Consider the following 22,230-nt stretch of genomic DNA (forward strand, 5'->3'; position numbering starts at 1 on the left):
AATGACGAGGGAATGGGCCGCTTGCAAGCAGCCGTGCATTTCTTCCAACTCCCCGCTTCACGCTGCCGTCCACTTGCGTTAATCCCCGGATAATCATGCAGAAGGGGCGCGGGTCGTGATGAGGGGTGAGCAGGCGCAATGACGTCATTGACCCCTTTTGCCGCGGTCATCTTGGGGATCGTTCTGGCCATATGGCTCGCCGCCGCCGTCTGGGCGTTGTCGACCGGCCAGCGCATGCGGCGTGAAGGCACGCAGGTGCAGGGCAAATATGACCGCCTGTCCAGCTTGCTCGCCTCGGCTCCGGCCGCGCCGGTCATCATTCATGCCGATGGCCGGATAGAGGCCGCCGACCGGCTCGCCAAATGGCTCGGCAAGGATCGCGTTCCCGCCTTCGTGTCCGAGTTGACTGCGCCCGATGGCGGTTTAGAGCCGGACGATGCATCGGCTCTCGCCCAGGAAATAGCGGCAGCACAGCGGGCGGGGCGGAGCTTTTCCCTCGCGGTGCGGGGTGAGGGTTCATCCCGGCTCTTGCTTGTTCGCGGGGCGCCTGCGGGCCCGGTGCTTGCCGAAAGCGGCGGCGTTGTGCTCTGGATATTCGACGCCACCGACAGCCAGTCGGAAATCCAGGCACTGACGAGCAAGGTCGAACAGTTGCGCGACGCTCTGGAGGCGCTCGCCGGCTTGGTCGAAGCCGCGCCATTCCCGATGTGGCATCGCACGCCTGACATGCGCCTCAGCCTCGTCAACGCAGCCTATGTCCGCGCGGTGGACGGCCCGAGCGCCGCCGATGTCATCGCGCAAGGCACCGAACTGGTGGAAGCGATCGGCGGCCTCAGTCCCGAGGGGGCTGCGGAACAGGCACTCGCCGAAGATCGCACCGTCGAGCGCATGGTCCCTGCAACCATAGATGGCGAGCGCCGCACGATGCGGGTGGTCGACGTTCCGCTCGGCGACGCGGGTGTGGCCGGTTTTGCCATAGACCAGAACGAGCTTGAGCAAGCCCGCCTCGAACATCGCCGCCTTGAGGCGGCTCAGCGCGACCTGCTCGACCGCCTGTCCGCTGGCGTTGCGCGTTTCGGCCCGGATCGGACGCTGGGCTTCTGGAACCAGCCGTTCATGAGCCTCTTCGGCCTTGATCAGGAACATCTGGCCGACCATCCGGTGTTCGAACGGGTGCTTGACCGCATGCGCGAGGCCCGCCGTCTGCCGGAGCATCGCGACTTTCCCGCCTGGCGCGCGGAACGGCGTGACTGGTTCCTCTCGCCCGATCCGCGCGAGGAAAATTGGCTGCTCGCCGATGGCACGCACTTGCGCGTCTATGCGCAACCGCTGCCCGATGGCGGCTTGCTCCTTATCTTCGAGGATCGAACCGAGCAGGTGCAGCTGTCCAGCGCCCGCGACACGCTGCTCCGTGTGCGGACGGCGACGTTCGACAATCTCTTCGAATCCATCGGCGTTTTCTCTTCCGATGGCCGCTTGTCGCTTTGGAACAGCCGCTTCCGCTCAATCTGGGACATTTCCGAAGATTTACTGGCGCAGCATCCGCGCATCGACGAGCTTCTCCGTGCCGTCCAATCCCGCCTTGCCAAGCCGCAGCAGGCCAATCTCGTCCGTGAACTGGTCCGCGCGGCGACCGTCGAGCGCAAGCAGCGCGTCGGCCATGTCGGTTTCGCGGACGGCCGCATTTTCGAATTTGCCGCCATCCCGCTGCCGGATGGCAACGCGCTCTTCACGATGCTGGACGTCACCGATAGCCGCCGGGTCGAACAGGTGCTGCGCGACCGCAACGAAGCGCTTGAGCAGGCCGATCGGGTCAAGACGGCATTCGTTACCAATATGAGCTACGAACTGCGCACGCCGCTCACCACCATCGCGGGCTTCGCCGAGATGATGAGCGCGGGCTATGCCGGGGACATCAGCGATTCCGCGAAAGAATATGTCGACGGCATCCTCCAGAGCACCAATCGCCTCGCCATGCTGATCGACAATGTGCTCGACCTGACGCAGGGGGAGGCCGGGACGCTGCCGATCGATCGCGCGCCTGTCGACCTCGCAGCCTTGGCAGAGGAAAGCGTCGCCCGGATCAAGGGCGAGGCAATCGCGAAGGGCATCGACCTTGCCGTCTCCCTGCATGAAACGCTGGGACAGGTGGAAGGCGACAGCCGCCGGATCGGCCAAGCGCTCGACCATTTGCTCGAAAACGCGGTTTGCTACAGCGGCCGGGGAGCCCGCGTCTTGCTGCACGGCGACGGGAGCCCCGCCTCAGCGCGGTTGGTGGTGTCCGACAATGGCCCCGGCATCAGCGCAAAGCGCCGCACCACGATCTTCGATGCGGCGGCCCGTGCTGAACAGGCGCGGAGCGGCGAAAAGGCCGGTATCGGCCTCCCCCTCGCTAAGCAACTTGCGGAAGCGCATGGCGGCAGCCTTGAACTGGTATCGGAGCCGGGACAGGGCACCATGGCGGTGATCGAGATCCCCCGTGGCTGACCACAGCCTTACCATGCCCGATGAAGCCGCCATGCTGGCTCTAGGCCGCCATCTGGCCGACGTCGCGCGTATCGGCGACGTCATTGCGCTGGAGGGCGGGCTCGGCGCGGGCAAGACGACGCTCGCGCGTGGCATATTGGAAGGGCTCGGTCTGGAAGGCGAGGCGCCAAGCCCCAGCTTCGCGATCGTCCAGCCCTATGATGTGCCGGAGGTGAAGCTGCCCGTCGCCCATGTCGATCTCTATCGCCTCGACGATGCCGAGGAAGCAGAGGAACTGGCGCTCGACGAATATCTGATGGACAGCCTGCTGATCGTCGAATGGCCTGACCGCCTCGGGCCGGATGCATGGCCGCATGCGCTGCGGCTCCACATCGACATCGAACCCGATGGCGCTCGGCGCTTGACAGTCCGCGTGCCGGACGCTTGGACAGAGCGATGGTCGCAGATATGATCCCGCCCGCTTCCGCTCCCGCCTTTCTCTCAGCTGCGGGGTGGGCGAATGCCGCGATCGTCCCATTGGCGGGCGATGCATCCTTCCGCCGCTACTTCCGCGTGATCGACGGCGCGCGCCGGGCCGTGCTGATGGACGCGCCGCCGCCGCACGAAGACCCGCGCCCCTTTATCGCAATCGCTGAACATCTGGTGGGACAGGGCTTCGCTGCCCCCGCGATCCTTGCTCGCGACCTTGAACAGGGTCTGGTCCTTATCGAGGATTTTGGTGATTTGCGGGTCAAGGAACATCTCGACGATGTCCCCGCGGACGAGCTTGGCGTGTATCGCAGGGCGGTCGAACTGCTGGCCGATCTTCATCGCACGCCCGCCGCCGACCTGCCGCCCTATGATCGCGCGGTCTATCAACGCGAAGCGGGGCTGCTTACCGAATGGTACTGCCCCGCGATCAGCCTTCCAGTCGATGCGGAGGCTTATGTCCGCGCCTGGGATGCCGTGTTGCCGATCGTTGAGCAATCGGCCAGCCCCGCCGTCACAGTGCTGCGCGATTACCATGCCGAAAATATCATGCTGATCGATCGCCCCGAAGTGCGCGGGCTTGGCCTGCTTGATTTTCAGGACGCGCTTGCAGGGCATCCTTCCTATGATCTGGTATCGCTGCTTCAGGACGCCCGGCGCGATGTGCCGCCGGAAGTAGAAGCAGCGATGATCGTCCATTACAAGTCGATCGCGAACCCTCCGGCCGACTTCGATGCTGCCTATGCGGTGTTGGGTGCGCAGCGGAATGCCAAGATCATCGGCATCTTCACGCGGCTTTGGAAGCGGGACGGAAAGCCACGCTACCTGTCCTTCCTGCCGCGCATGTGGGACCTTCTGGAACGCGATCTCGCGCATCCCGCGCTTGCGCCCGTTGCGCAATGGTTCGCCGGCAATATACCAGCGGAAAAGCGGCACCTCGCGCTTCAGGATCAGGCGGCGGCATGATCGACACGGCAATGCTGATGGCGGCGGGGCTCGGCAAGCGGATGCGCCCGCTCACCGCCACCCGGCCAAAGCCCCTGGTGAAGGTCGCGGGCAAGCCGCTCATGGATCATGCACTGGATCGGCTGTCCGCTGGCGGCATCCGCAAGGTGGTGGTCAATGTCCATTACCTTGCCGACACGGTCGAGGCGCACCTGAACGCCCATTCGAACGGCATGAATGTGTTGATCTCCGATGAGCGGGCAAAGCTGCTGGAAACCGGCGGCGGGCTCATCCATGCGCGTTCTCTGCTCGGGGACGATCCTTTCTTCTGCGCGAATAGCGACAATCTCTGGATCGACGGGCCGCAGGAAACACTGGGCATGATGCAGCGGATTTGGGACGCCGAGCGGATGGATGCCCTACTGCTGCTGGTGCCGCTCGCGCGCGCCCATTGCCATAGCGGACCGGGTGATTTCCACATGGACCCTTCGGGACGATTGAGCCGCCGCAAGACGAGCCATGTCGCGCCCTTCGTCTTCACCGGCGTTCAAATACTTTCGCCCAGCCTGCTGGTCGATCCGCCGTCCGATGTCTTTTCTACGAATATATTCTGGAATCGCGCCATAGAAGCCGGGCGCCTCTACGGCGTTTCACATCAAGGCCTCTGGTTCGATGTCGGCACGCCGGGCGCCATTCCTTTGGTGGAGTCGATGCTCGCCCATGGGTGATCCCACCCGGCCCGCACTGTTCAATATTCCCGCCCACCGCGCCTTTTCCGACGCCTTGGCAGCGGGCATCATCGCGCAGCATGGCGGCGATCCGATGGCGCTGGCGCAGGGCATGATCCTGCTGCCTACCAATCGCGCCATCCGCGCCGTCAGCGACGCCTTCGTGCGCCGTTCAGGCGGCGGTCTGCTTCTCCCAAGATTAGTAGCGATCGGCGATCCCGATCTTGGCGAACAGGCGGGCGGCGCGCTCGATCCGCTGGCGGAGGGAGAGGCCATCCCGCCCGCCATCGCACCGATGCGGCGCCAAATGATCCTGGCGCGCATGGTTCAACAGGCATCCGGCCAGCCGATGGACGCCGCGCAGGCGATAAAGCTCGGTCAGGCGCTCGGCACTGTTCTCGACCAGATGCAGGTGGAGCGGGTGCCGATCACGGCCTTGTCCGATCTGACGCTTTCGGACGTACTGTCTGGACATTGGCAAAGATCGCTGGATCTTTTCTCCATCCTCATTCGGCGCTGGCCCGACGAACTGGCGCGGCTTGGCCTCATCGACCTTGCTGACCGGCGCAACCGGTTGTTCGACGGCCTCGCAAGGCGCTGGGCTCAGCAGCCTCCTTCCGGCTTCGTCATCGCCGCTGGCATAGCGACGACAGCGCCAGCGGTCGCAGGCTTGCTCCGGCGTATATCCGTCCTGCCGCGCGGCAGCGTGGTTTTTGCCGGTCTCGATCATGAAATGGATGAGGCGGCGTGGGAGGCGATCGGACCCTTTGCCCCGGACCCGGTGACCGGCCGAGCCCCGCCCGCCCATGAAACGCATCCCCAATATGCCTTGAAGCTCTTGCTCGACCGCATGAGCGCGACGCGGGACGATGTTGCTTTGTGGCGCTGGGGCAGTGAGCATGACGCGCGCGCTGTCCGCAGCCGCAACATTTCCAACGCGATGCTTCCGCCGCGTCTGACCAGCCGTTGGCGCGACCTCAAGACCGCCGACCGCTCGCTCGGCGGAGTGGAGGCGCTTGAGGTGGCGACACCGGGCGAAGAAGCGCAGGCCATCGCCATCGCCTTGCGTGAAGCCGTGGAAACGCCGGGCCGCACTGCGGCGCTTGTCACGCCTGACCGGCAACTCGCCACCCGCGTGTCGGCGCATCTTGCCCGCTGGGGCATCGCCGCCGACGATTCCGCTGGCCTTCCGCTGTCGCGCTTGCCGCCGGGCACCTTGCTCATCGCGCTGGCCCAGACGGTTGCGGAACGCTTCGCGCCCGTCGCGCTGCTTACGTTGCTCAAGCATCCGCTCGTCATGCACGGGGAAGGGCGGCTGCCCTGGTTGGAGGGTGTTCGCGGGCTCGATCTGCTCTTGCGCGGTCCCCGCCCGCCCGCAGGTCTAGGCGGCATCGACCTGCTCCTCACCGAACGGGAGGGAGAGGACCGCCAGCGGGCCTTGCGCGCCCAGACCCGCTCTTGGTGGGCGGACGCGCGCGCGCTCCTCGAACCGCTTGAGCAAGGCTTCGCCTCTGCCCCGACCTTCGCAGCACAACTCGCCGTGCTTCGTGAGCAAGCCAGCCTGCTGACGGCTGACGCCATCTGGGCAGGGGTGCAAGGTCACGCCGCCGCCGACCTGTTTGCGGAAATGGAGCAGGCGGCGGGAGAGGGGCCGCAACAGGCGGACATCCGTTCCCTGCCGACGCTGCTCGACCATATGCTGGGCGGCGCATCCGTGCGTCCGGTTCAGGGAGGCCATCCGCGCATCGCCATCCTCGGCCTGATCGAAGCGCAACTGGTGCAGGCCGACCTCATGATCCTGGGCGGCCTTAATGAGGGCACCTGGCCCGGCCTGCCGTCGCCCGATCCATGGCTCGCGCCCCGCATTCGCCGCGAGCTTGGCCTACCGGGCCTCGAAACCCGCATCGGTCGGGCGGCGCACGATTTCGCCAGCGCATTGGGTGCGCCTCACGTCCTCATCACCCGTGCGCGCAGAGGTTCAGGCGGCCCTGCCATCGCCTCCCGCTTCTGGCTGCGTCTCAAGGCCATGGCCGGTCCACAATGGAAAAGCGCGGATCGCTACGGCGCGCTGGCCCAGCTTCTCGACCGCCCAGCGCGGCACCAACCCAGCCGCCGCCCGGCGCCCGTGCCGCCCGCATCCGTCCGGCCGAAGCTCATTCCCGTGACCGAGGTCGATCGGCTGAAGGCCGACCCCTTCGCCTTCTACGCCAAGCGAATCCTGCGCCTCAACAGGCTGGACCCTGTCGATGCGGACGCTGGCCCGGCATGGCGCGGCACCGCTGTTCACGAAATCCTGCAACATTGGGCGGAAGCCGGAAGGCGCGATCCGGCGGATCTTGAGGCACGTGCCCGCGCCATGTTTGACCGGCCGGACGTTCATCCGCTGCTCAAGGCGCTGTGGCAGCCAAGATTGATCGAAGCCGTCCGCTGGATCGCGGCGGAAGTCGCCGCCGACCAGGCAGCGGGCCGCACCATCCTGGCCGTGGAAACGGACGGCCGCGCGGACATTGCTGGCGTCACCCTGACCGGAAAGGCCGACCGCATCGATCGCATGCCGGACGGCACGCTCGCCATCGTCGACTACAAGACCGGCAAGCCGCCGAGCGCCAAGCAGGTGAAGGCCGGCTATTCGCTCCAGCTCGGCCTGCTCGGCCTCATCGCCGAAAAGGGCGGCTTTCCCGCGATCACGGAGCCCGGCGCGGCCGGATGCTTCGAATATTGGTCGCTTGCCAAGAAGAATGATGCGTTCGGCTACCGTGAAAGTCCCGTCGATCCCATGGGCAAGCGGGACAAGATCGTGACATCGTCTTTCACCGCGCTCGTCCATGACTGGTTCGACAAGATAGCGGGCGATTATCTGACCGGCACAGCCCCGTTCGACGCCCAGATCAATCCCGAAGTGGCCAATTACGGCGATTATGACCAGCTGATGCGGCTGGAAGAATGGTATGGCCGCGACGATGGCTAGGAAGACCTCCGCTCTCCAACCGCTCGCAGGCGCCCAGGCGCGCGCCGCGTCGCCGGACGCGCATGTGTGGCTTTCCGCGTCGGCAGGCACGGGCAAGACCCATGTCCTGACGGCTCGCGTGTTCCGTCTGCTGCTGCAAGGCGTCAGGCCAGAAAATATCCTTTGCCTCACCTTCACCAAAGCGGGCGCGGCGGAAATGGCCGACCGCATCCATGACCGCCTCGCCGCATGGGTCCAGATGGAAGAAGGCGAGCTGTTCGAGGATCTCGAAGCCCTGCATGAGGATAGCGGCCCGGAAGCACGCGACCGTGCCCGCCGCCTCTTCGCCGAAGTGCTGGAATCGACGGGCGGGGGCCTCCGCATCCAGACGATCCACGGATTCTGCCAGCAACTGCTGACCGCCTTTCCGCTCGAAGCCGATCTGCCCCCTGGCTTCCGCCCGCTCGATCAGCGCGAGCAGGCGGCGCTTGCCCGCGAGACGCTGGCGGACCTTGCCGTCCGCGCGCAGGATCAGGGCGATGACAGCCTCATGGAAGCGCTCCAGGCAATCAGCCTGCGTCTCGGTGAAGGCGGCGCTGAACAGTTCCTGCTGCGCTGCGCCGCTCATCTTCCTGCGCTGGAGCAACTGCCTGAAGACATAGCTCCTTGGCTCTACCGCGAACTCGATCTGCCCAAGGGTGACGTCATGGCGCACCTCGCCAGCCAGTGCGAAGATGCGCAGTTCGACATGCGAACCCTTGCCTGGATCGCGCAGGCGAATGCCGATTGGGGCACCGGCCGCGCCCTCGAACGCTGCGACCGCATAGCCCGTTGGCGGGCCATGACCGCGCATGAGCGGGCTGAAGCGCTCGCCGACCTGCACGGATCATGGGCCAAGGCCGATGGCGACATCATCTCGGCCAAGGGCTGGGTCCCGCCCATCGATGGTTATGGCGAGGCAAGCGCCCGCCTCCATTCCCGCTGCGCCGAGCTTCTGAGCCTCAAGGCGCTCGCAGCCTATGCCGATCTGCTCGCCCAAGCCCTCCACGCAGGCCGCGCCTATGCCCGCGCCTATCATGAGGCCAAGCAGCTTGCCGGGGCCGTCGACTTCAACGACCTCATCGCCCGCACCGCCGACCTTCTGTCCCAGCCCGGCATAGCCGACTGGATCCGCTACAAGCTCGACCAGCGCATCGACCATATCATGGTGGATGAGGCGCAGGACACCAATGTCAGCCAGTGGCAGATCGTCGGCGCGCTTGCGGCCGAATTCTTCGCGGGTGAGGGCGCGAAGGGCGATCGGGTCCGTACGGTCTTCACCGTGGGCGATTTCAAGCAGGCGATCTTCGGCTTCCAGGGCACCAGCCCCCAGGCTTTCGCCGCCGCGCAGATCTCATTCCAGCGGCACGCCGAAGATGCCGACCACATCTTCCACGATCTATCGCTCGAACGCAGCTTCCGCTCGACACCCGCCGTCCTCGACGTGGTCGATCAAACGATCGCGACGCTCAGCGCCGAGCGGCTGGGCCTGCGGGCTGGCGCCGTCCAGCATATCAGCGCCAATCGCTTCCCTGGAGAGGTGCTGCTGTGGAAACCCACCATCGCGGGCCTGTCCGAAGAAGCGGAAGGGGAGGAGGATTGGGCCGCCGATCAGGAACGGCAGCTCGCCCAGAATATCGCGCGGCAAATCCGTCAATGGATCGATGACGGTATGATGCTGGAGAGCCGTGGCCGCCCGGTCACTGCTGGCGACATCATGATCCTCGTCCGCCGCCGTAGTGAGCTTGCACGGCTGATCGTCGCGCGTCTCTACGAGGAAGGAGTGGCCGTCGCCGGGATCGACCGACTTCGCCTCAACGCGCCGCTCGCCGTGCGCGACCTGCTTTCCGCACTGCGTTTCGCCGTCCAGCCGGAAGATGACCTCAATCTCGCCGCGCTGCTGGTGTCCCCGCTGATCGGCTGGTCGCAGGATGATCTCATGACCCGCGCCATGAACCGGCGCGTCGGCCTGTGGCAGCATCTTACCCGCACGCTGGACGATGAGTTGCTCGCCCCGCTGCGCGCCTTGCTGACCCGCGCCGACCTGACCACACCCTATCGCTATCTTGAGGCCATCCTGTCAGGACCGATGGAGGGACGCCGCCGCCTGATCGAAAGGCTCGGTATCGAAGCCGCCGATCCGATCGAGGAACTGCTCAACGCCGCGCTCACCTTCGAAGCGGACGACCATCCCTCCCTGCAGCGTTTCGTCGACTGGTTCGACCGCGGGGAGGTGGAGATCGTCCGTGACGCCGCCGCCCAAGGGGACTCGCTGCGCTTGCTGACGGTGCACGGGGCCAAGGGCTTGCAGGCGCCGGTCGTCATCCTTGCGGACGCTTGCCTTGATCCCGACGCGGGCGCGCGTACCGACTCGCTGGAATGGAACGGCCTGCCCATCCTCGCTCCGCGCAAGTCCGAACGGATCGGTCCCATTGGCCAGGTTCTGGAAGAGGCCAAAGCCGCAGAACGGGAAGAGCATTGGCGGCTGCTCTACGTCGCCCTGACCCGCGCCGAGGAACGGCTGGTGGTCACAGGTTCGCTCGGGCCGCGCGCGCGCGGGATGGCGCAGCCGGAAAGCTGGTTCACCGCCGTTGAGAACGCGCTGGCTGCTCTTGGCGCGGAATGGGAGGATGATCCGCTCTGGGGCGCCCGCCGACGCTGGCAAGGGACCGAGGCGCTGCATCCCCGCGCGCCCGAGAAGACTGCAGCCATCGAGAAGGTCACCACCGCCGAACCCGCATGGCTCCGCCAGCCTGCGCCTGAGGAAGCGCGGCCACCCCGCCCACTCGCGCCATCAGCGCCAGTGGAGGACGACGTGCCCTATCCCCCACCAACGCCCGCGATGAAGGCGGCAAGCGATCGCGGCCGCTGGCTTCACGCCTTGTTCGAGCGGCTCCCGGATGTTCCGCTAAGCGAGCGTCATGAGCGCGCCGATCTGTGGTTGGAGCAGCAGGGCGCGACCGACGCCTCCTTGCGTCATGACGTCATCGCGCAGGCACTTCGCGTGATCGAGGATAGCCGTTTCGCCGCGCTTTTTGCGCCGGGAGCCCTTGCCGAAGCGCCGGTCGCGGCGGTGGTGGGCGACATGGTGATATCCGGCACCGTGGATCGGCTCTGCGTTGGCCCCGATCTGGTGCAGGTGGTCGATTTCAAGACCGGTCGCATCGCGCCCCTCAACGTCGATGAAGTTCCCACTGCGCATGTCCGGCAAATGGCGGCCTATGCCGCCGCCCTGCAAGTGATCTTCCCCGGCCGCAGGATAGAAGCCGCACTGCTCTACAGCAGCGCCCCGCGCCTCATCACGCTTCCGCCCGAACTTCTGGCAGCGCACAAGCCGGGCTTTTCGCCCGCGCAGGAGAATTTGCCGCTCTCACCCGTTGAGACGGATGCGTCACCATCCTAGATATCCGCCAACTCAAGGAGATATATTTATGGCAACCAAGGCAGTCACCGACTCCAGCTTTCAGGCGGACGTGATCGACGCAGACAAGCCTGTGCTTGTCGATTTCTGGGCGGAATGGTGCGGCCCCTGCAAGATGATCGGCCCCGCCCTGGAAGAAATCTCCGAGGAACTGGCCGATCAGGTCACGATTGCAAAGGTCAACATCGACGAAAATCCGGACGCGCCCGGCAAATATGGCGTGCGCGGCATTCCGACGATGATCCTGTTCAAAAATGGCGAAGCAGCCGCCACCAAGGTGGGCGCAGCTCCCAAGAGCGCCCTCAAAGGCTGGATCGAAAGCGTCCTTTAAACCTTCTTATTCCCTCTCCCCTTCAGGGGAGAGGGTTAGGGAGAGGGGAAGCGCCACTTCTTCCCCGATAGATGCTAGCGAAACAAAACCCCCGCCGCCAAATCCCACAAACGCGGCGAAGAAGCCCCCAGCAACCCGCGCCGCATGTCGCCCACCATATAAGGCGACCCATCCAGCCGCTGGCAACAACCGCCAGCCTCGTTCAGGAACAGCGTCCCGGCGGCATGGTCCCACGGCAATGTTCGTGCAAAGACCGAAACGTCGTTCTGCCCCAGCACCAGCCGGGGATATTGCTCCGCCGCACAGCGGGGGATGTCCACGACCGCAAACTTCCCCTCCGCGCGCTTCTGAATATCCGCGCGTTCCTCGTCGGACATGAAATAGACCGCCAGCGCCGCGATCGGAAGCGGATCGCCGCTCTCCTTCGCTCGCACCTGCTCGCCATCGATATAGCTTCCAGCACCCAATGTCGCATGACATAGACGGCCCGTCAGCGGGTCCAATATCCATCCTGCCAAAGTCGTCCCTGCATCCGCCAGGGCGATCATGATGCCGAAGGGCGGCCGTCCAGCGGCGAAATTGCCGGTCCCGTCGATCGGGTCGATGATCCAGTTGAGCCCGTCGCCCGCGCGCTCCAATATTGCCGGATCGGCAGCACAGGCCTCTTCGCCGATGATCGCCGCGTCGGGCAATATCCGGCTCAGCCCCTCGGCCAACCTGATCTCGCTTTCCTTGTCGGCGATGGTGACGAAGTCGTCCGCCGCTTTCTCGCTAATTTCCTCTGTGCGGAGGTTCTGATAGCGCGGCATGACAATGTCCCGCGCGACTTCACGCATCAGCGCGACGACATCGTCATGCAGTTCGATCGGCATCAGCTGCGATAATCCGCGTTGATCGAGATATATCCGTGCGTCAGGTCGCAGGTCCAGACCGTCGCTCGGCCCTCGCCCAGGCCAATGTCCACGCCGATCTGGATATCCTGTCCTTTCAGATGCGCGGCAACCGGCGCTTCATCATATCCTTCCAGCGCAAGCCCGCCGGACGCCACCTGCGTCGCGCCGAACCGGATCGACAGCTTGTCGCGATCCGCTGGTTCGCCTGCCTTGCCGACTGCCATGACGACGCGGCCCCAATTGGCGTCCTCGCCCGCGATTGCCGTTTTTACCAGCGGCGAGTTGGCGATGGACATCGCGATCCGGTGCGCGCTCGCGTCGCTCTCCGCGCCTTCCACGTTGATCTCGATAAATTTCGACGCGCCCTCGCCATCGCGCACCACCAGATGGGCCAATTGCAGGCATAGGTCGCTCAGCGCGGCGTGAAACGCATCCGCTCCGGCATCATCCATCGATGTGAGCGGAGCATTGCCTGCCTGGCCCGAGGCGAAAGCCAGCACCGTGTCGCTGGTCGATGTATCGCTGTCGACCGTGATGCAGGAAAAGGTCCGCCGGTTCGCCGCCGACAGCATCTGCTGCAACAGCTTCGGGTCGATCGCCGCATCCGTGAAGATATAGCCGAGCATCGTCGCCATATCGGGCGCTATCATGCCCGATCCCTTGATGATCCCGACCAGCTCCACCCGCGTCCCGCCGATCATGGCGCTCGTCCGCGCGCCCTTGGCATAGGTGTCGGTCGTGCCGATCGTCTTGGCCGCATCTTCCCAGTCGCAGGGCTCAGCGGAAAAGGCTGCCTCCAGCCCCGCCTCCGCCTTGTCCACCGGCAAAGGCACGCCGATCACCCCGGTGGAAGATACGAATACATCCGAGGGAAGACACCCCAAATGATTGGCAACCTTCGCCGCGATCGCTTCGACCGCGGCCCGCCCACGATGCCCAGTGAACGCGTTGGCGTTACCCGCATTGACCACCAGAGCCCGGGCCGATCCAAGCGGAATGGCATCGCGGCACCATTCAACTTCGGGGGAGGGGCACTTGCTTTGCGTCGTCACGCCAGCAACAGTCGTGCCTTCGGCCAACTCGACATAGGTCAGGTCGCACCTGTCCCAATTCTTGTACCGGGCTTTAGCTACACGCGCCGTGACGCCCGCGATGGCGGGAAGATCGGGAAAGCTTGGCGGAGCGAGGGGGGAAGCCTGTGTCATGCGCGCGGCTTAGCGTGTTTGCGTAAAGCGTCAACGGCGAAGCGTGTTAACCACCTTTGTGCATGGCGCTCGGCCGCACGGTACGTAAACTGCGCCTCCGAAAGGGGGCAAATCTTGCCACAGCTTCATTCGCGCGTCGCAGCCTTGCTGCTGACGCTTTTCGCCGCCGACGGCGTCCTTGCTCAAACAGAGCCCGTAAGCGGCAGTTGGTCATGCTGGAACGATCGGAAAGGCGACCGCTATTGCCGCACGACCTCCACAGTGCGCATGAGCCGCCAGCGGGTCGCCCCGCGCACTCTACCGCCCCGACCCATTTTCCGTGCGCCACCGCCGGTATTCAACCCGGTGCCCCTCTCGCGCGTAGGCATGGCTCCACCCATCCAGACGGTGCCCACCAGTAACCGCTGCCCGCGCACTTACCCTCAGCGGTCGCGCTGGCCAGCGAGGCAGCAGGTGAGCCCCGGTCCCAAGGTCATCGATGTCGAAGCCACCCTGCGCGCGCGAGACGGCAGGCCCGTGTGCCGGTGACGCGCTCATCAATTGACTATCCCACGGCCAAACCCTAAATCGCCGCGCATATCCGTGTGCGTTGCCTTAACAGGGTGCGCGCTCCCCTTTTGTCAGGAACTTGCATGTTCGGCGCACTCGCCAAGTCCATCTTCGGATCGTCCAACGAACGTTACGTAAAGTCGCTGGGCAGGATCGTCGAACGCATCGCTTCTTTTGAACCTGCCATTTCGGCGATGAGCGATGAGGAACTGACCGCCCAGACCGCGCGCTTCCGTGAGCGCTTGGCGCAGGGCGAAACCCTTGACGACCTGCTGCCCGAAGCCTTCGCCACCGTGCGCGAAGCCGCCAAGCGGACGCTGGGCCAGCGTCATTACGATGTGCAGATGGTCGGCGGCATCGTCCTCCATCGCGGCGAAATCGCCGAAATGCGTACCGGTGAGGGCAAGACGCTGGTCGCGACGCTCGCCACCTATCTCAACGCGCTGGAGGGGAAGGGCGTCCATGTCGTCACCGTGAACGACTATCTCGCCAGCCGCGACTGCGACTGGATGGGTCAGGTTTACCGCTTCCTTGGGCTCACCACCGGCGTGATCGTGCCGAACCTCAGCGAGGATCAGCGGCGAGAGGCTTACAACGCCGACATCACCTACGCGACGAACAACGAACTCGGCTTCGACTATCTGCGCGACAATATGAAATATGACCGCGCGTCGATGGTGCAGCGGCCCTTCAACTTCGCCATCGTCGACGAAGTGGACTCGATCCTCATCGACGAAGCGCGCACGCCGCTGATCATCTCCGGTCCGACCGACGACAAGTCGGAGCTTTACGTCTCGGTCGACGCCATCGTGAAGCAACTCGATGATGCCGATTATGAAAAGGATGAGAAGCAGCGCTCCGTCACCCTGACCGAAGACGGGACGGAAAAGATCGAGCGGCTGCTGGAAGAGGCGGGCCTGCTCGAAGGCGCGAATCTCTACGATTTTGAGAACACCGCCGTCGTCCACCACGTCAACCAGGCTCTGCGCGCGAACATGATGTTCCGCCGCGACATCGATTACATCGTGAAAGACGGCAAGGTCATCATCATCGATGAGTTCACTGGTCGCATGATGGACGGCCGCCGTTGGTCCGATGGCCTGCACCAGGCGGTGGAAGCAAAGGAAGGCGTCCAGATCGAGCCGGAAAACCAGACGCTGGCCTCCATCACCTTCCAGAATTATTTCCGCATGTACCCGAAGCTCGGCGGCATGACCGGTACGGCCGCGACCGAAGCGACCGAATTCTACGAAATCTACAAGATGAACGTCGTCACCATTCCGACCAATCGGCCGGTACAGCGTGTCGATGAAGAAGACAGCTTCTACAAGAATCTGGAAGACAAGTTCCGCGGCATCGCCAAGACGATCAAGATCCATGCCGAAAAGGGCCAGCCGGTCCTCGTCGGCACCGTGTCGATCGAAAAGTCGGAAATGCTATCCGAATTCCTTAACCAGGAAGGGGTGAAGCACGCCGTCCTCAACGCCCGCTTCCATGAGAGCGAGGCCCATATCGTGGCGCAGGCGGGGCGGAAGGGCGCCGTCACCATCGCCACCAACATGGCTGGCCGCGGCACTGACATCAAATTGGGCGGCAACCTGGAATTCCGCGTCGAAGACGAACTGCGCGACATGCCCGAAGGCCCGGAACGCGATGCCGCGATCGCGCGGATCGACGCGGAGATCGAAGCCGAAAAGCAGGAAGTGCTCGCCGCCGGTGGCCTCTTCGTACTCGGCACCGAACGGCACGAAAGCCGCCGCATCGACAATCAGCTGCGCGGCCGCTCGGGGCGTCAGGGCGATCCCGGCCTGTCTCGCTTCTACCTCAGCCTTGACGATGACCTGATGCGCATCTTCGGCCCTGACACGATGTTCGCCAAGATGATCCGCTCGAACCTTGAGGATGGCGAAGCGCTGCCCCCGTCCAAATGGCTCAGCAAGGCGATCGAGACCGCGCAGAGGAAGGTCGAGGCGCGCAACTACGACATCCGCAAGCAGGTCGTCGAATATGACGACGTCATGAATGATCAGCGCAAGGTCATCTACGAACAGCGCAGCGACATCATGGACGCCGATACGGTGGACGATGTCGTCACCGACATGCGCCATGAAACCGTCAACGACCTTGTCGGTGCCTCCTGCCCGCCGGGCACTTATCCGGAACAGTGGGACATTGAGCGGCTGAAGCTTCGCACTGCCGAGATCCTCGGACTGGAGCCGGACTTCGATGCCTGGTTGACTGAGGACGCTGTCGATCCGGAAATGATCGAGGAGCGCCTCACAGCGCTCGCCGATGAAGCCGTGGCCGAAAAAGTCGCGAGCATCGATCCTGAAAACTGGCACATGATCGAAAAATCGATCCTGCTGCAAAGCCTGGACCATCATTGGAAGGAGCATCTGTCGACCCTGGATGCTCTCCGCCAGGTCGTTCACTTGCGCGCCTATGCACAGAAGACGCCGATCAACGAATATAAGCAGGAAGCCTTCGCCCTGTTCGAACGCATGCTCGGGAACATCCGCGAGGATGTCACCGGCTCCATCGCGCGCGTTCAGTTCCGCATGGACGGCGGCGATATCGCGCCCTTGCCCGATTTCGACCTGCCGGTGCTCCCGGACTTCATCACCACGCATATCGACCCCTTCTCAGGCGAAGATAATAGCGGGGACATCGACGCCGGGCAGCTTGGCGGCATCACCACGACGCTGCCGCGCCCGCCGGTCGGCAACGCTGCGCCGGGTGAGTTTGACAACCTGAACATCAGCCGCAATGCGCCATGCCCCTGCGGCTCGGGCCAGAAGTACAAGCACTGCCACGGCGCGCTCGCCTAAGCAATTGACCGTCATGCCAGCGAACGCTGGCATCTCGGGCGGCCATGTGCAGCGCTGAGAGATCGCGCCTGCACCTCATCGAACGATGAGGGAGCATGCCAATAGTTCGAAAAGACGCGGCGGTCAGTCCCGCCGCTCGTCCCGACCATCCCCATGCAGCTTGGCCCAAAGATCCCCCGTCCCGGCCTCCTGCGCCTTTGTCACATATTGCGCAGCCACCAGCCAGCCCTTGATCGGACGCAGCGGCAGCACGGTTGTCAATATCAGGACCGGTATCCCCACCGCGATATGCACCCACAGGGGCGGGCGCGCCAGGATTTCCAGCATGACGATGAAGATCACGCCGGGGACGCAGGCGAACAACTGCACGAACACGGCAGGCCCGTCTGCCGGATCGGCAAAGGAATAATTCAGCCCGCACACCTCGCAATGATCGCGGATCGTCAGGAACCCGCGGAATATATGCCCTTCGCCGCATCGCGGGCACCGGCCCAGCGCCCCCGTTTCGATCGGCGATCGCTTCGGCCAGTTGTTTGACGGTTGAACCATGTCCTGTTTTCCCTTGCCCAATCTGGCCTTCCTTCGCAGCGTCCATGTGATGGCAGGGCTATGGAAATCAACTAGCCTTTTTGTCCCACCCATGGATTAAGCGGGTGGATAAGCAGGACGCCGGGTTGACGTTACGGCACGGCGGGCGAAGCGCCTTCCATGGATTGCGGCCGTCAACAATCTCTGTTACACGCGCGGCGATTTGGATGCCCGACAGCATACAAGTCGCGCCCCCGGCATTCCCTTGCCCGGGGGCGCTTTTATTTCTTCACTGACCGCTTCGTCTCTGCGCGCGACTTAATGCGCTGGCTTTTCCGCAGCCGGGTCGCCAGGCATGTCGAAATTTTCCATGGCATCGTGCAGCACCTGATCGGGACAGGAAGCCGCGAGTGCTCTCACCTTGTACCGCAGCGCCAATTCCCGATGCGCCGCGATCTCTTCGGCCGGGGCGTGCCGGGCCAAGGCGCTGTTTACCTTGTCCGCTTCTTCCCGCGCTCGCCGGAAAAGATAGGGTGCATCCGTTTGCCCAGACATCGCAACCTCCAGATCGTGAAGAGGCATGATAGCATGCCAGTTCACGATACTCTCTAACGCGGGTTAAGGCGAGGCGTAGCTGCGATCATCTGCAAAACTGGCGGAAGGGGTGGGATTCGAACCCACGGATGCTTGCGCATCGGCGGTTTTCAAGACCGCTGCAATCGACCACTCTGCCACCCTTCCGTTCCGGGCATTCCGATGCCTGCTTTGCGTCGCGCGGCCGTCCATGCCTGGAACCCGCTTCCTAGCGAAGCTTTGCGCCATGCCAAGCGTAAAATGACCAAATCCGCTTTCAGTGCGTTGTTGTCACGATCGCAGCGACAAGGGGGATTTCGCCTTCCGCCCTCGCTGTGCCACAAAGGGATGAGGGAGATTCTCTAATGCGTTCAACCATTCACTCGCTTCTGCTGCGTCTTGCCGTGGTCACGGCGGGCAGTCTGATGGCGGGTCCTGGTATGACGCAGGACATGGCTCAGGACGCGGGCTTTCGCAGCTATCTCGAAACGCTGCGGCCAAAGGCGCGCGCCATGGGCATCCGTTCCTCGACGCTGGATTCCGTGTTTCCGTCGCTCACCCCCAATCCGCGCGTCATTCAACTGGACCAGAACCAGCCGGGGGGCGGGGCCTATTCGCCCATTCCCAATTTCGAACCTTACAGACGCCAGCATGTGGACGCCGCGCGGATCAGCCGTGGCCGCACGGCCTATCAGGCGAACCGCGCCCGCCTTGCCCGGATCGAAGCGGAGACTGGCGTCCCTGAGGAAATCATGGTCGCCATCTATGGGCATGAAACCAACTATGGCTCCTATACGGGTGACTTCGACCTGATCCGCTCACTCGCGACCTTGTCCTATGAAGGACGCCGCCGCAGCCTGTTCGAACCGGAGTTGCTGGCGACGCTCAAGATGCTCGACAATGGCGTGCCGCGCAGCCGCCTGGTCGGCAGCTGGGCAGGGGCGACGGGTTATCCGCAATTCCTGCCCAGCGTCTATCTGCGCCTGGGCAAGGATGGCGACGGCGATGGCCGTGTCGACATCTGGAACAGCGAAGCGGACGCGCTCGCTTCGATCGCCAATTATTTCGTGAACGCCGGTTGGCGGCGCGGGCAGCCATGGGGCGTTGCCGTGTCCGTACCCGCGAATTTCAACCGCGCCAGCGTTACGGCCCGACTTTCCCCGGCCCGCTGCCCCCGCGTGTTCAACCGCCACAGCCGTTGGCTCAGCATGGCCGAATGGCGCAGCCGGGGCATCGTTCCAACGGGCAGCAGCCGGCTTGCCGACACGACGTTAGCCACGCTGCTGGAGCCCGATGGCCCCGGCAAGACTGCCTATCTGCTGACGAGCAATTACCGCGCCATCCTCGATTATAATTGCTCCAACTTCTACGCGCTCTCGGTCGGGCTCCTCGCCGACGCGGTCAGGCAATAGGGCCGCGTTCAAAGGCCGCGCCGCGTCACACCTCTTGAGAATGTATCCGTCATGGCTAATGACAGGGGGCGGGGCATTCTCATCACCCGAATCCATCAGTGCGAAGGCAGTCCTCATGAACAAGTCACTTGCCGCCATCCTCTTCGTCGGATTGCTGGCCCAGCCTCTCACGGCTGCGGCGCCTCCTTATACCAGCGAGGCGCCTATCGCTTATATGAAGGACCTGTCGTCGGGCGCAGTGCTGTATGACAAGGGCGGCGAGACACGCATCCCGCCTGCCTCCATGGCGAAGATGATGACAGCGCACGTCGCCTTCCGCCTGATCCAGAAAGGCGACCTGAAGCTCGACACGAAATTCACCGTTCGCCCCGAAACCTGGAAACAGTGGCATGGCCCGGCTGCTGGTTCGACCATGTTCCTGTCGGCGGGCGAACAGGTGTCGGTGGAAAATCTGCTGCACGGCATCGTCACCCTTTCGGGCAATGACGCTTGCGTCGTGCTGGCGGAGGGGATCGCCGGGACGGAGCAGGCCTTCGTCGCCCTGATGAACGACGAAGCCAAGCGGCTTGGGCTCAAGAACAGCCATTTCGGCACCAGCAATGGCTGGCCCGACGAAGGCGTCACCTATGTGACGGCAGAAGACCTGGCTCTCCTCGCCGAAGCGACGATCGAGGAGACGCCGGACCTTTACAAGCGCTTCTACGCGACGCGCTCCTTCACCTGGGGCAAGACGATGGGCGGTTCCGACATCGCACAGTCGAACCGCAACCCGATCCTGGGGAAGATCGCCGGTGCCGACGGCCTCAAGACCGGCCATACGCAGGAAGCGGGCTATGGCTTTACCGGTTCGGCCGAACAGGACGGCCGCCGCCTCGTCATGGTGGTTGCCGGGCTGACGAGCTTCAACGGTCGTGTCGCTGAATCCGTCCGCTTCATGGATTGGGGCTTCAAGGCATGGAAGGCGCAGCCGCTCTTCAAGAAGGGCCAGACTGTCGAAACCGCCGAGGTCCAGCTTGGCAGCGCCACCAGCGTGCCGCTCGTCGCGCCTCGGGATATGGCGGTGACGCTGCCCCGCACCGCGTCCGGCAACATTTCGGTCAAGGTCGCCTATACCGGTCCGATCAAGGCGCCGATCGCCAAGGGGCAGAAGGTAGCCGAGCTGATCGTCTCCACCCCCGATACCCCGCCCCAGGTCCTGCCGCTGGTCGCTGGAGAGGAAGTGTCCGAAGCAGGCGTGTTCGGCCGCCTTTGGAACGGCCTGAAGTCCTTCTTCGGGTGACACGCGGCCGCTTCATTACTTTGGAGGGCGGGGAGGGCGCCGGTAAATCGACGCAACTCCGCGCTCTTGCCGCAGCCTTGCGCGCCCAGGGAGTGGAGGTCGTCGAAACTCGCGAACCCGGTGGCAGCGAGGGCGCGGAGGCCATCCGCGCCCTGCTGCTCACCGGCGCCGCCGATCGCTGGAGCCCGCGCGCCGAAGCGCTCCTCTTCGCCGCAGCGCGCGCCGACCATATCGAAAAGACGATCCACCCCGCGCTCCACCGGGGCGCATGGGTGCTGTCCGACCGCTTCCTCGACAGCAGTCGCGCCTATCAGGGCATGGGCGAGCTTACCGACGCCGACATATTGACCCTGCACCGCATCGGCAGCGCCGATTTCCTTCCCGACCGCACCTTCTTCCTCACGCTTCCCGAAGGCGAGGCGCAGCAACGCGCGTGGGTTCGCGACGGTGACGCTGCGGACCGCATAGGCGGCCGTGACGCCGCCTTCCACGCCGATGTCGCAGCCGCCTTCGCCCGCTTCGCCGATCAGGAGCCCGCCCGAATCCGCGCCATCGACGCGTCAGGACAGCCCGAAGCCGTCACCGCGCGCCTCGTCGCGGCGCTGCAGGATCTGCTGCCATGACCACCATCCTTGGCCATGACAGCCAAGCCGACATGCTGATCGCCGCCGCGCGCAGCGGCCGCATGCATCATGGCTGGATCCTCGCCGGCCCGCGCGGCATCGGCAAGGCAAGCTTCGCCCGCGCGCTCGCCCTCCGCCTGCTCGCCGAAGCCGCTGGTCCCGCCCCCGATGGCGAGGGGCTCACCGTTGCCGCCGAACACCCGATCCGCAAGCTGGTCGAGGCGGACGCCCATCCCGATTATGCCGAACTCTACTGCCTGGAGAAAGAAACCGGCACCGCTCGCAACATCTCGGTCGATCAGGTGCGGGGGCTCCAGCGCCTCGTCCAGTCCGCGCCTTCGCTGTCCCCCCGCCGCATCGTCGTCATCGACAGCGCCGACGACCTGGAGCGCGGCGCCGCCAACGCCCTGCTCAAGACGCTGGAGGAACCGCCCGCGGACATGCTCTTTTTCCTTGTCAGCCACGCGCCCGGTCGCCTGCTGCCTACCATCCGCTCGCGCTGCCGCACCCTGCGCTTCGACCCGCTGGACGACGAAGCCATGCGCACCATCCTGCGCCGCGAACAGCCCGATCTGGCGCCCGCAGAGATAGAGGCGCTCGCCACCTTGGGGGAGGGCGCGCCCGGCCGAGCCCTGCGCTATGCAGGCCTCGACGTGGCCGATCTAGACCGCTTGCTCCGCACGATCGCAGCGGATGGCGACCCCGGCAACCGGAATCGCCTCCTCCTCGCGAAGCTGCTCTCCGGCAAAGCGTCACGCGCTCGCTATGAAGCCTTTCTGGAGCGCGTCCCCGCCTTCATTGCCGACGCCGCCCGCCAGCGCAGCGGCCCCGCGCTTGGCACGGCGCTCGACCGGTGGGAAGCCGCCCGCCAACTCGCCAGCGGGGCGATCATCCTCTCCCTCGATCCCGCATCCGTCGCTTTCGAACTCGCCGGCCATGTCGCCGCCCTCGCGCCGGGCCAGCGCTGAAAAGCG

Annotated in this window: 17 protein-coding genes and 1 tRNA gene; 13 read left to right on the forward strand and 5 right to left on the reverse strand. The window is 64.5% G+C overall.

Features of this window, described 5'->3' with window-relative positions; all coding sequences use genetic code 11:
- Nucleotides 1-138: 138 nt before the first annotated feature.
- From NCHOL11_RS06235 to trxA, 7 genes are read left to right on the forward strand one after another with little or no spacing between them, the layout of a single operon-like run.
- Nucleotides 139-2,487 (forward strand): PAS domain-containing sensor histidine kinase, encoded by a 2,349-nt coding sequence (locus NCHOL11_RS06235; protein ID WP_097091540.1) that lies wholly within the window; start codon nt 139-141, stop codon nt 2,485-2,487.
- A gap of 13 nt (nt 2,488-2,500) precedes the next feature.
- The gene (gene tsaE / locus NCHOL11_RS06240; protein ID WP_097091541.1) at nt 2,501-2,938 is read left to right on the forward strand and encodes a tRNA (adenosine(37)-N6)-threonylcarbamoyltransferase complex ATPase subunit type 1 TsaE; all 438 of its coding nucleotides are present in this window, start codon (nt 2,501-2,503) and stop codon (nt 2,936-2,938) included.
- Complete coding sequence (locus NCHOL11_RS06245) at nt 2,935-3,921, forward strand: aminoglycoside phosphotransferase family protein (RefSeq protein WP_097092771.1); 987 nt, start codon at nt 2,935-2,937, stop codon at nt 3,919-3,921. The genes tsaE and NCHOL11_RS06245 overlap by 4 nt, the downstream gene beginning before the upstream one ends.
- Complete coding sequence (locus tag NCHOL11_RS06250; protein WP_097091542.1) at nt 3,918-4,628, forward strand: nucleotidyltransferase family protein; 711 nt, start codon at nt 3,918-3,920, stop codon at nt 4,626-4,628. Before NCHOL11_RS06245 ends, NCHOL11_RS06250 begins: the two co-directional genes overlap by 4 nt.
- Nucleotides 4,621-7,596 carry a double-strand break repair protein AddB gene (gene addB / locus NCHOL11_RS06255; protein WP_097091543.1) on the forward strand — a complete coding sequence of 992 codons (2,976 nt, stop codon included), beginning with the start codon at nt 4,621-4,623 and terminating at the stop codon, nt 7,594-7,596. Before NCHOL11_RS06250 ends, addB begins: the two co-directional genes overlap by 8 nt.
- The gene (gene addA / locus NCHOL11_RS06260) at nt 7,577-11,017 is read left to right on the forward strand and encodes a double-strand break repair helicase AddA (protein WP_097091544.1); all 3,441 of its coding nucleotides are present in this window, start codon (nt 7,577-7,579) and stop codon (nt 11,015-11,017) included. Before addB ends, addA begins: the two co-directional genes overlap by 20 nt.
- Before the next feature lie 28 nt (nt 11,018-11,045).
- On the forward strand, nt 11,046-11,366 hold the full coding sequence (gene trxA / locus NCHOL11_RS06265) for a thioredoxin TrxA (protein ID WP_097091545.1): 321 nt from the start codon (nt 11,046-11,048) through the stop codon (nt 11,364-11,366).
- Nucleotides 11,367-11,440: 74 nt separating this feature from the next.
- Here the strand turns inward: trxA and NCHOL11_RS06270 are convergent, their stop codons facing one another.
- Both NCHOL11_RS06270 and argJ read right to left on the reverse strand, forming a co-directional pair.
- A complete protein-coding gene (locus tag NCHOL11_RS06270) occupies nt 11,441-12,238 on the reverse strand; it encodes an inositol monophosphatase family protein (RefSeq protein ID WP_097091546.1) in 798 nt (265 codons plus the stop codon).
- Complete coding sequence (gene argJ / locus NCHOL11_RS06275; RefSeq protein ID WP_097091547.1) at nt 12,238-13,464, reverse strand: bifunctional glutamate N-acetyltransferase/amino-acid acetyltransferase ArgJ; 1,227 nt, start codon at nt 13,462-13,464, stop codon at nt 12,238-12,240. The genes NCHOL11_RS06270 and argJ overlap by 1 nt, the downstream gene beginning before the upstream one ends.
- Nucleotides 13,465-13,578: 114 nt before the next feature.
- Here argJ and NCHOL11_RS18010 point away from each other — a divergent pair, with 114 nt between their 5' ends.
- Together NCHOL11_RS18010 and secA are read left to right on the forward strand one after the other, a co-directional pair.
- Nucleotides 13,579-13,992 carry a hypothetical protein gene (locus tag NCHOL11_RS18010; RefSeq protein WP_141397816.1) on the forward strand — a complete coding sequence of 138 codons (414 nt, stop codon included), beginning with the start codon at nt 13,579-13,581 and terminating at the stop codon, nt 13,990-13,992.
- 104 nt (nt 13,993-14,096) lie between these two features.
- Nucleotides 14,097-16,841: a preprotein translocase subunit SecA gene (gene secA / locus NCHOL11_RS06280; protein ID WP_097091548.1), complete on the forward strand. Its 2,745-nt coding sequence runs from the start codon at nt 14,097-14,099 to the stop codon at nt 16,839-16,841.
- A 123-nt stretch (nt 16,842-16,964) separates the two neighbouring features.
- Here the strand turns inward: secA and NCHOL11_RS06285 are convergent, their stop codons facing one another.
- From NCHOL11_RS06285 to NCHOL11_RS06295, 3 genes are all read right to left on the reverse strand, one after another.
- Nucleotides 16,965-17,390 carry a DUF983 domain-containing protein gene (locus NCHOL11_RS06285; protein ID WP_097092772.1) on the reverse strand — a complete coding sequence of 142 codons (426 nt, stop codon included), beginning with the start codon at nt 17,388-17,390 and terminating at the stop codon, nt 16,965-16,967.
- Between the two features lie 297 nt (nt 17,391-17,687).
- Nucleotides 17,688-17,924, reverse strand: a complete 237-nt coding sequence (locus tag NCHOL11_RS06290) for a hypothetical protein (protein ID WP_097092773.1) — start codon at nt 17,922-17,924, stop codon at nt 17,688-17,690.
- A 98-nt stretch (nt 17,925-18,022) separates the two neighbouring features.
- Nucleotides 18,023-18,110: transfer RNA gene (locus NCHOL11_RS06295), tRNA-Ser, on the reverse strand.
- A 197-nt stretch (nt 18,111-18,307) separates the two neighbouring features.
- Between NCHOL11_RS06295 and NCHOL11_RS06300 the strand changes: the two genes are divergently transcribed.
- The 4 genes from NCHOL11_RS06300 (at nt 18,308) to NCHOL11_RS06315 (ending at nt 22,224) form a co-directional block, all read left to right on the forward strand.
- Nucleotides 18,308-19,354: a lytic murein transglycosylase gene (locus NCHOL11_RS06300; RefSeq protein WP_097091549.1), complete on the forward strand. Its 1,047-nt coding sequence runs from the start codon at nt 18,308-18,310 to the stop codon at nt 19,352-19,354.
- Nucleotides 19,355-19,469: 115 nt separating this feature from the next.
- Nucleotides 19,470-20,633 carry a D-alanyl-D-alanine carboxypeptidase family protein gene (locus NCHOL11_RS06305; RefSeq protein ID WP_097091550.1) on the forward strand — a complete coding sequence of 388 codons (1,164 nt, stop codon included), beginning with the start codon at nt 19,470-19,472 and terminating at the stop codon, nt 20,631-20,633.
- Nucleotides 20,630-21,256 carry a dTMP kinase gene (gene tmk, locus NCHOL11_RS06310; RefSeq protein WP_097091551.1) on the forward strand — a complete coding sequence of 209 codons (627 nt, stop codon included), beginning with the start codon at nt 20,630-20,632 and terminating at the stop codon, nt 21,254-21,256. The genes NCHOL11_RS06305 and tmk overlap by 4 nt, the downstream gene beginning before the upstream one ends.
- Nucleotides 21,253-22,224: an AAA family ATPase gene (locus NCHOL11_RS06315; protein WP_097091552.1), complete on the forward strand. Its 972-nt coding sequence runs from the start codon at nt 21,253-21,255 to the stop codon at nt 22,222-22,224. Before tmk ends, NCHOL11_RS06315 begins: the two co-directional genes overlap by 4 nt.
- Nucleotides 22,225-22,230: the final 6 nt, after the last annotated feature.

Origin of the sequence: Novosphingobium sp. Chol11 (assembly GCF_900218065.1) — a bacterium.
In the GTDB taxonomy this organism is placed as follows: domain Bacteria; phylum Pseudomonadota; class Alphaproteobacteria; order Sphingomonadales; family Sphingomonadaceae; genus Sphingobium; species Sphingobium agri.

Bases quoted from the DNA above. Each gene is read 5' to 3' on its own strand.
- addA (WP_097091544.1), top strand. From the start codon at position 7,577: ATGGCCGCGACGATGGCTAGGAAGACCTCCGCTCTCCAACCGCTCGCA.
- NCHOL11_RS06235 (WP_097091540.1), top strand. From the start codon at position 139: ATGACGTCATTGACCCCTTTTGCCGCGGTCATCTTGGGGATCGTTCTG.
- secA (WP_097091548.1), top strand. From the start codon at position 14,097: ATGTTCGGCGCACTCGCCAAGTCCATCTTCGGATCGTCCAACGAACGT.
- NCHOL11_RS06315 (WP_097091552.1), top strand. From the start codon at position 21,253: ATGACCACCATCCTTGGCCATGACAGCCAAGCCGACATGCTGATCGCC.
- NCHOL11_RS06300 (WP_097091549.1), top strand. From the start codon at position 18,308: ATGCGTTCAACCATTCACTCGCTTCTGCTGCGTCTTGCCGTGGTCACG.
- tsaE (WP_097091541.1), top strand. From the start codon at position 2,501: ATGCCCGATGAAGCCGCCATGCTGGCTCTAGGCCGCCATCTGGCCGAC.
- addB (WP_097091543.1), top strand. From the start codon at position 4,621: ATGGGTGATCCCACCCGGCCCGCACTGTTCAATATTCCCGCCCACCGC.
- argJ (WP_097091547.1), bottom strand. From the start codon at position 13,464: ATGACACAGGCTTCCCCCCTCGCTCCGCCAAGCTTTCCCGATCTTCCC.
- NCHOL11_RS06250 (WP_097091542.1), top strand. From the start codon at position 3,918: ATGATCGACACGGCAATGCTGATGGCGGCGGGGCTCGGCAAGCGGATG.
- NCHOL11_RS06290 (WP_097092773.1), bottom strand. From the start codon at position 17,924: ATGTCTGGGCAAACGGATGCACCCTATCTTTTCCGGCGAGCGCGGGAA.
- NCHOL11_RS06270 (WP_097091546.1), bottom strand. From the start codon at position 12,238: ATGCCGATCGAACTGCATGACGATGTCGTCGCGCTGATGCGTGAAGTC.
- trxA (WP_097091545.1), top strand. From the start codon at position 11,046: ATGGCAACCAAGGCAGTCACCGACTCCAGCTTTCAGGCGGACGTGATC.
- NCHOL11_RS06285 (WP_097092772.1), bottom strand. From the start codon at position 17,390: ATGGTTCAACCGTCAAACAACTGGCCGAAGCGATCGCCGATCGAAACG.
- NCHOL11_RS06305 (WP_097091550.1), top strand. From the start codon at position 19,470: ATGAACAAGTCACTTGCCGCCATCCTCTTCGTCGGATTGCTGGCCCAG.
- NCHOL11_RS06245 (WP_097092771.1), top strand. From the start codon at position 2,935: ATGATCCCGCCCGCTTCCGCTCCCGCCTTTCTCTCAGCTGCGGGGTGG.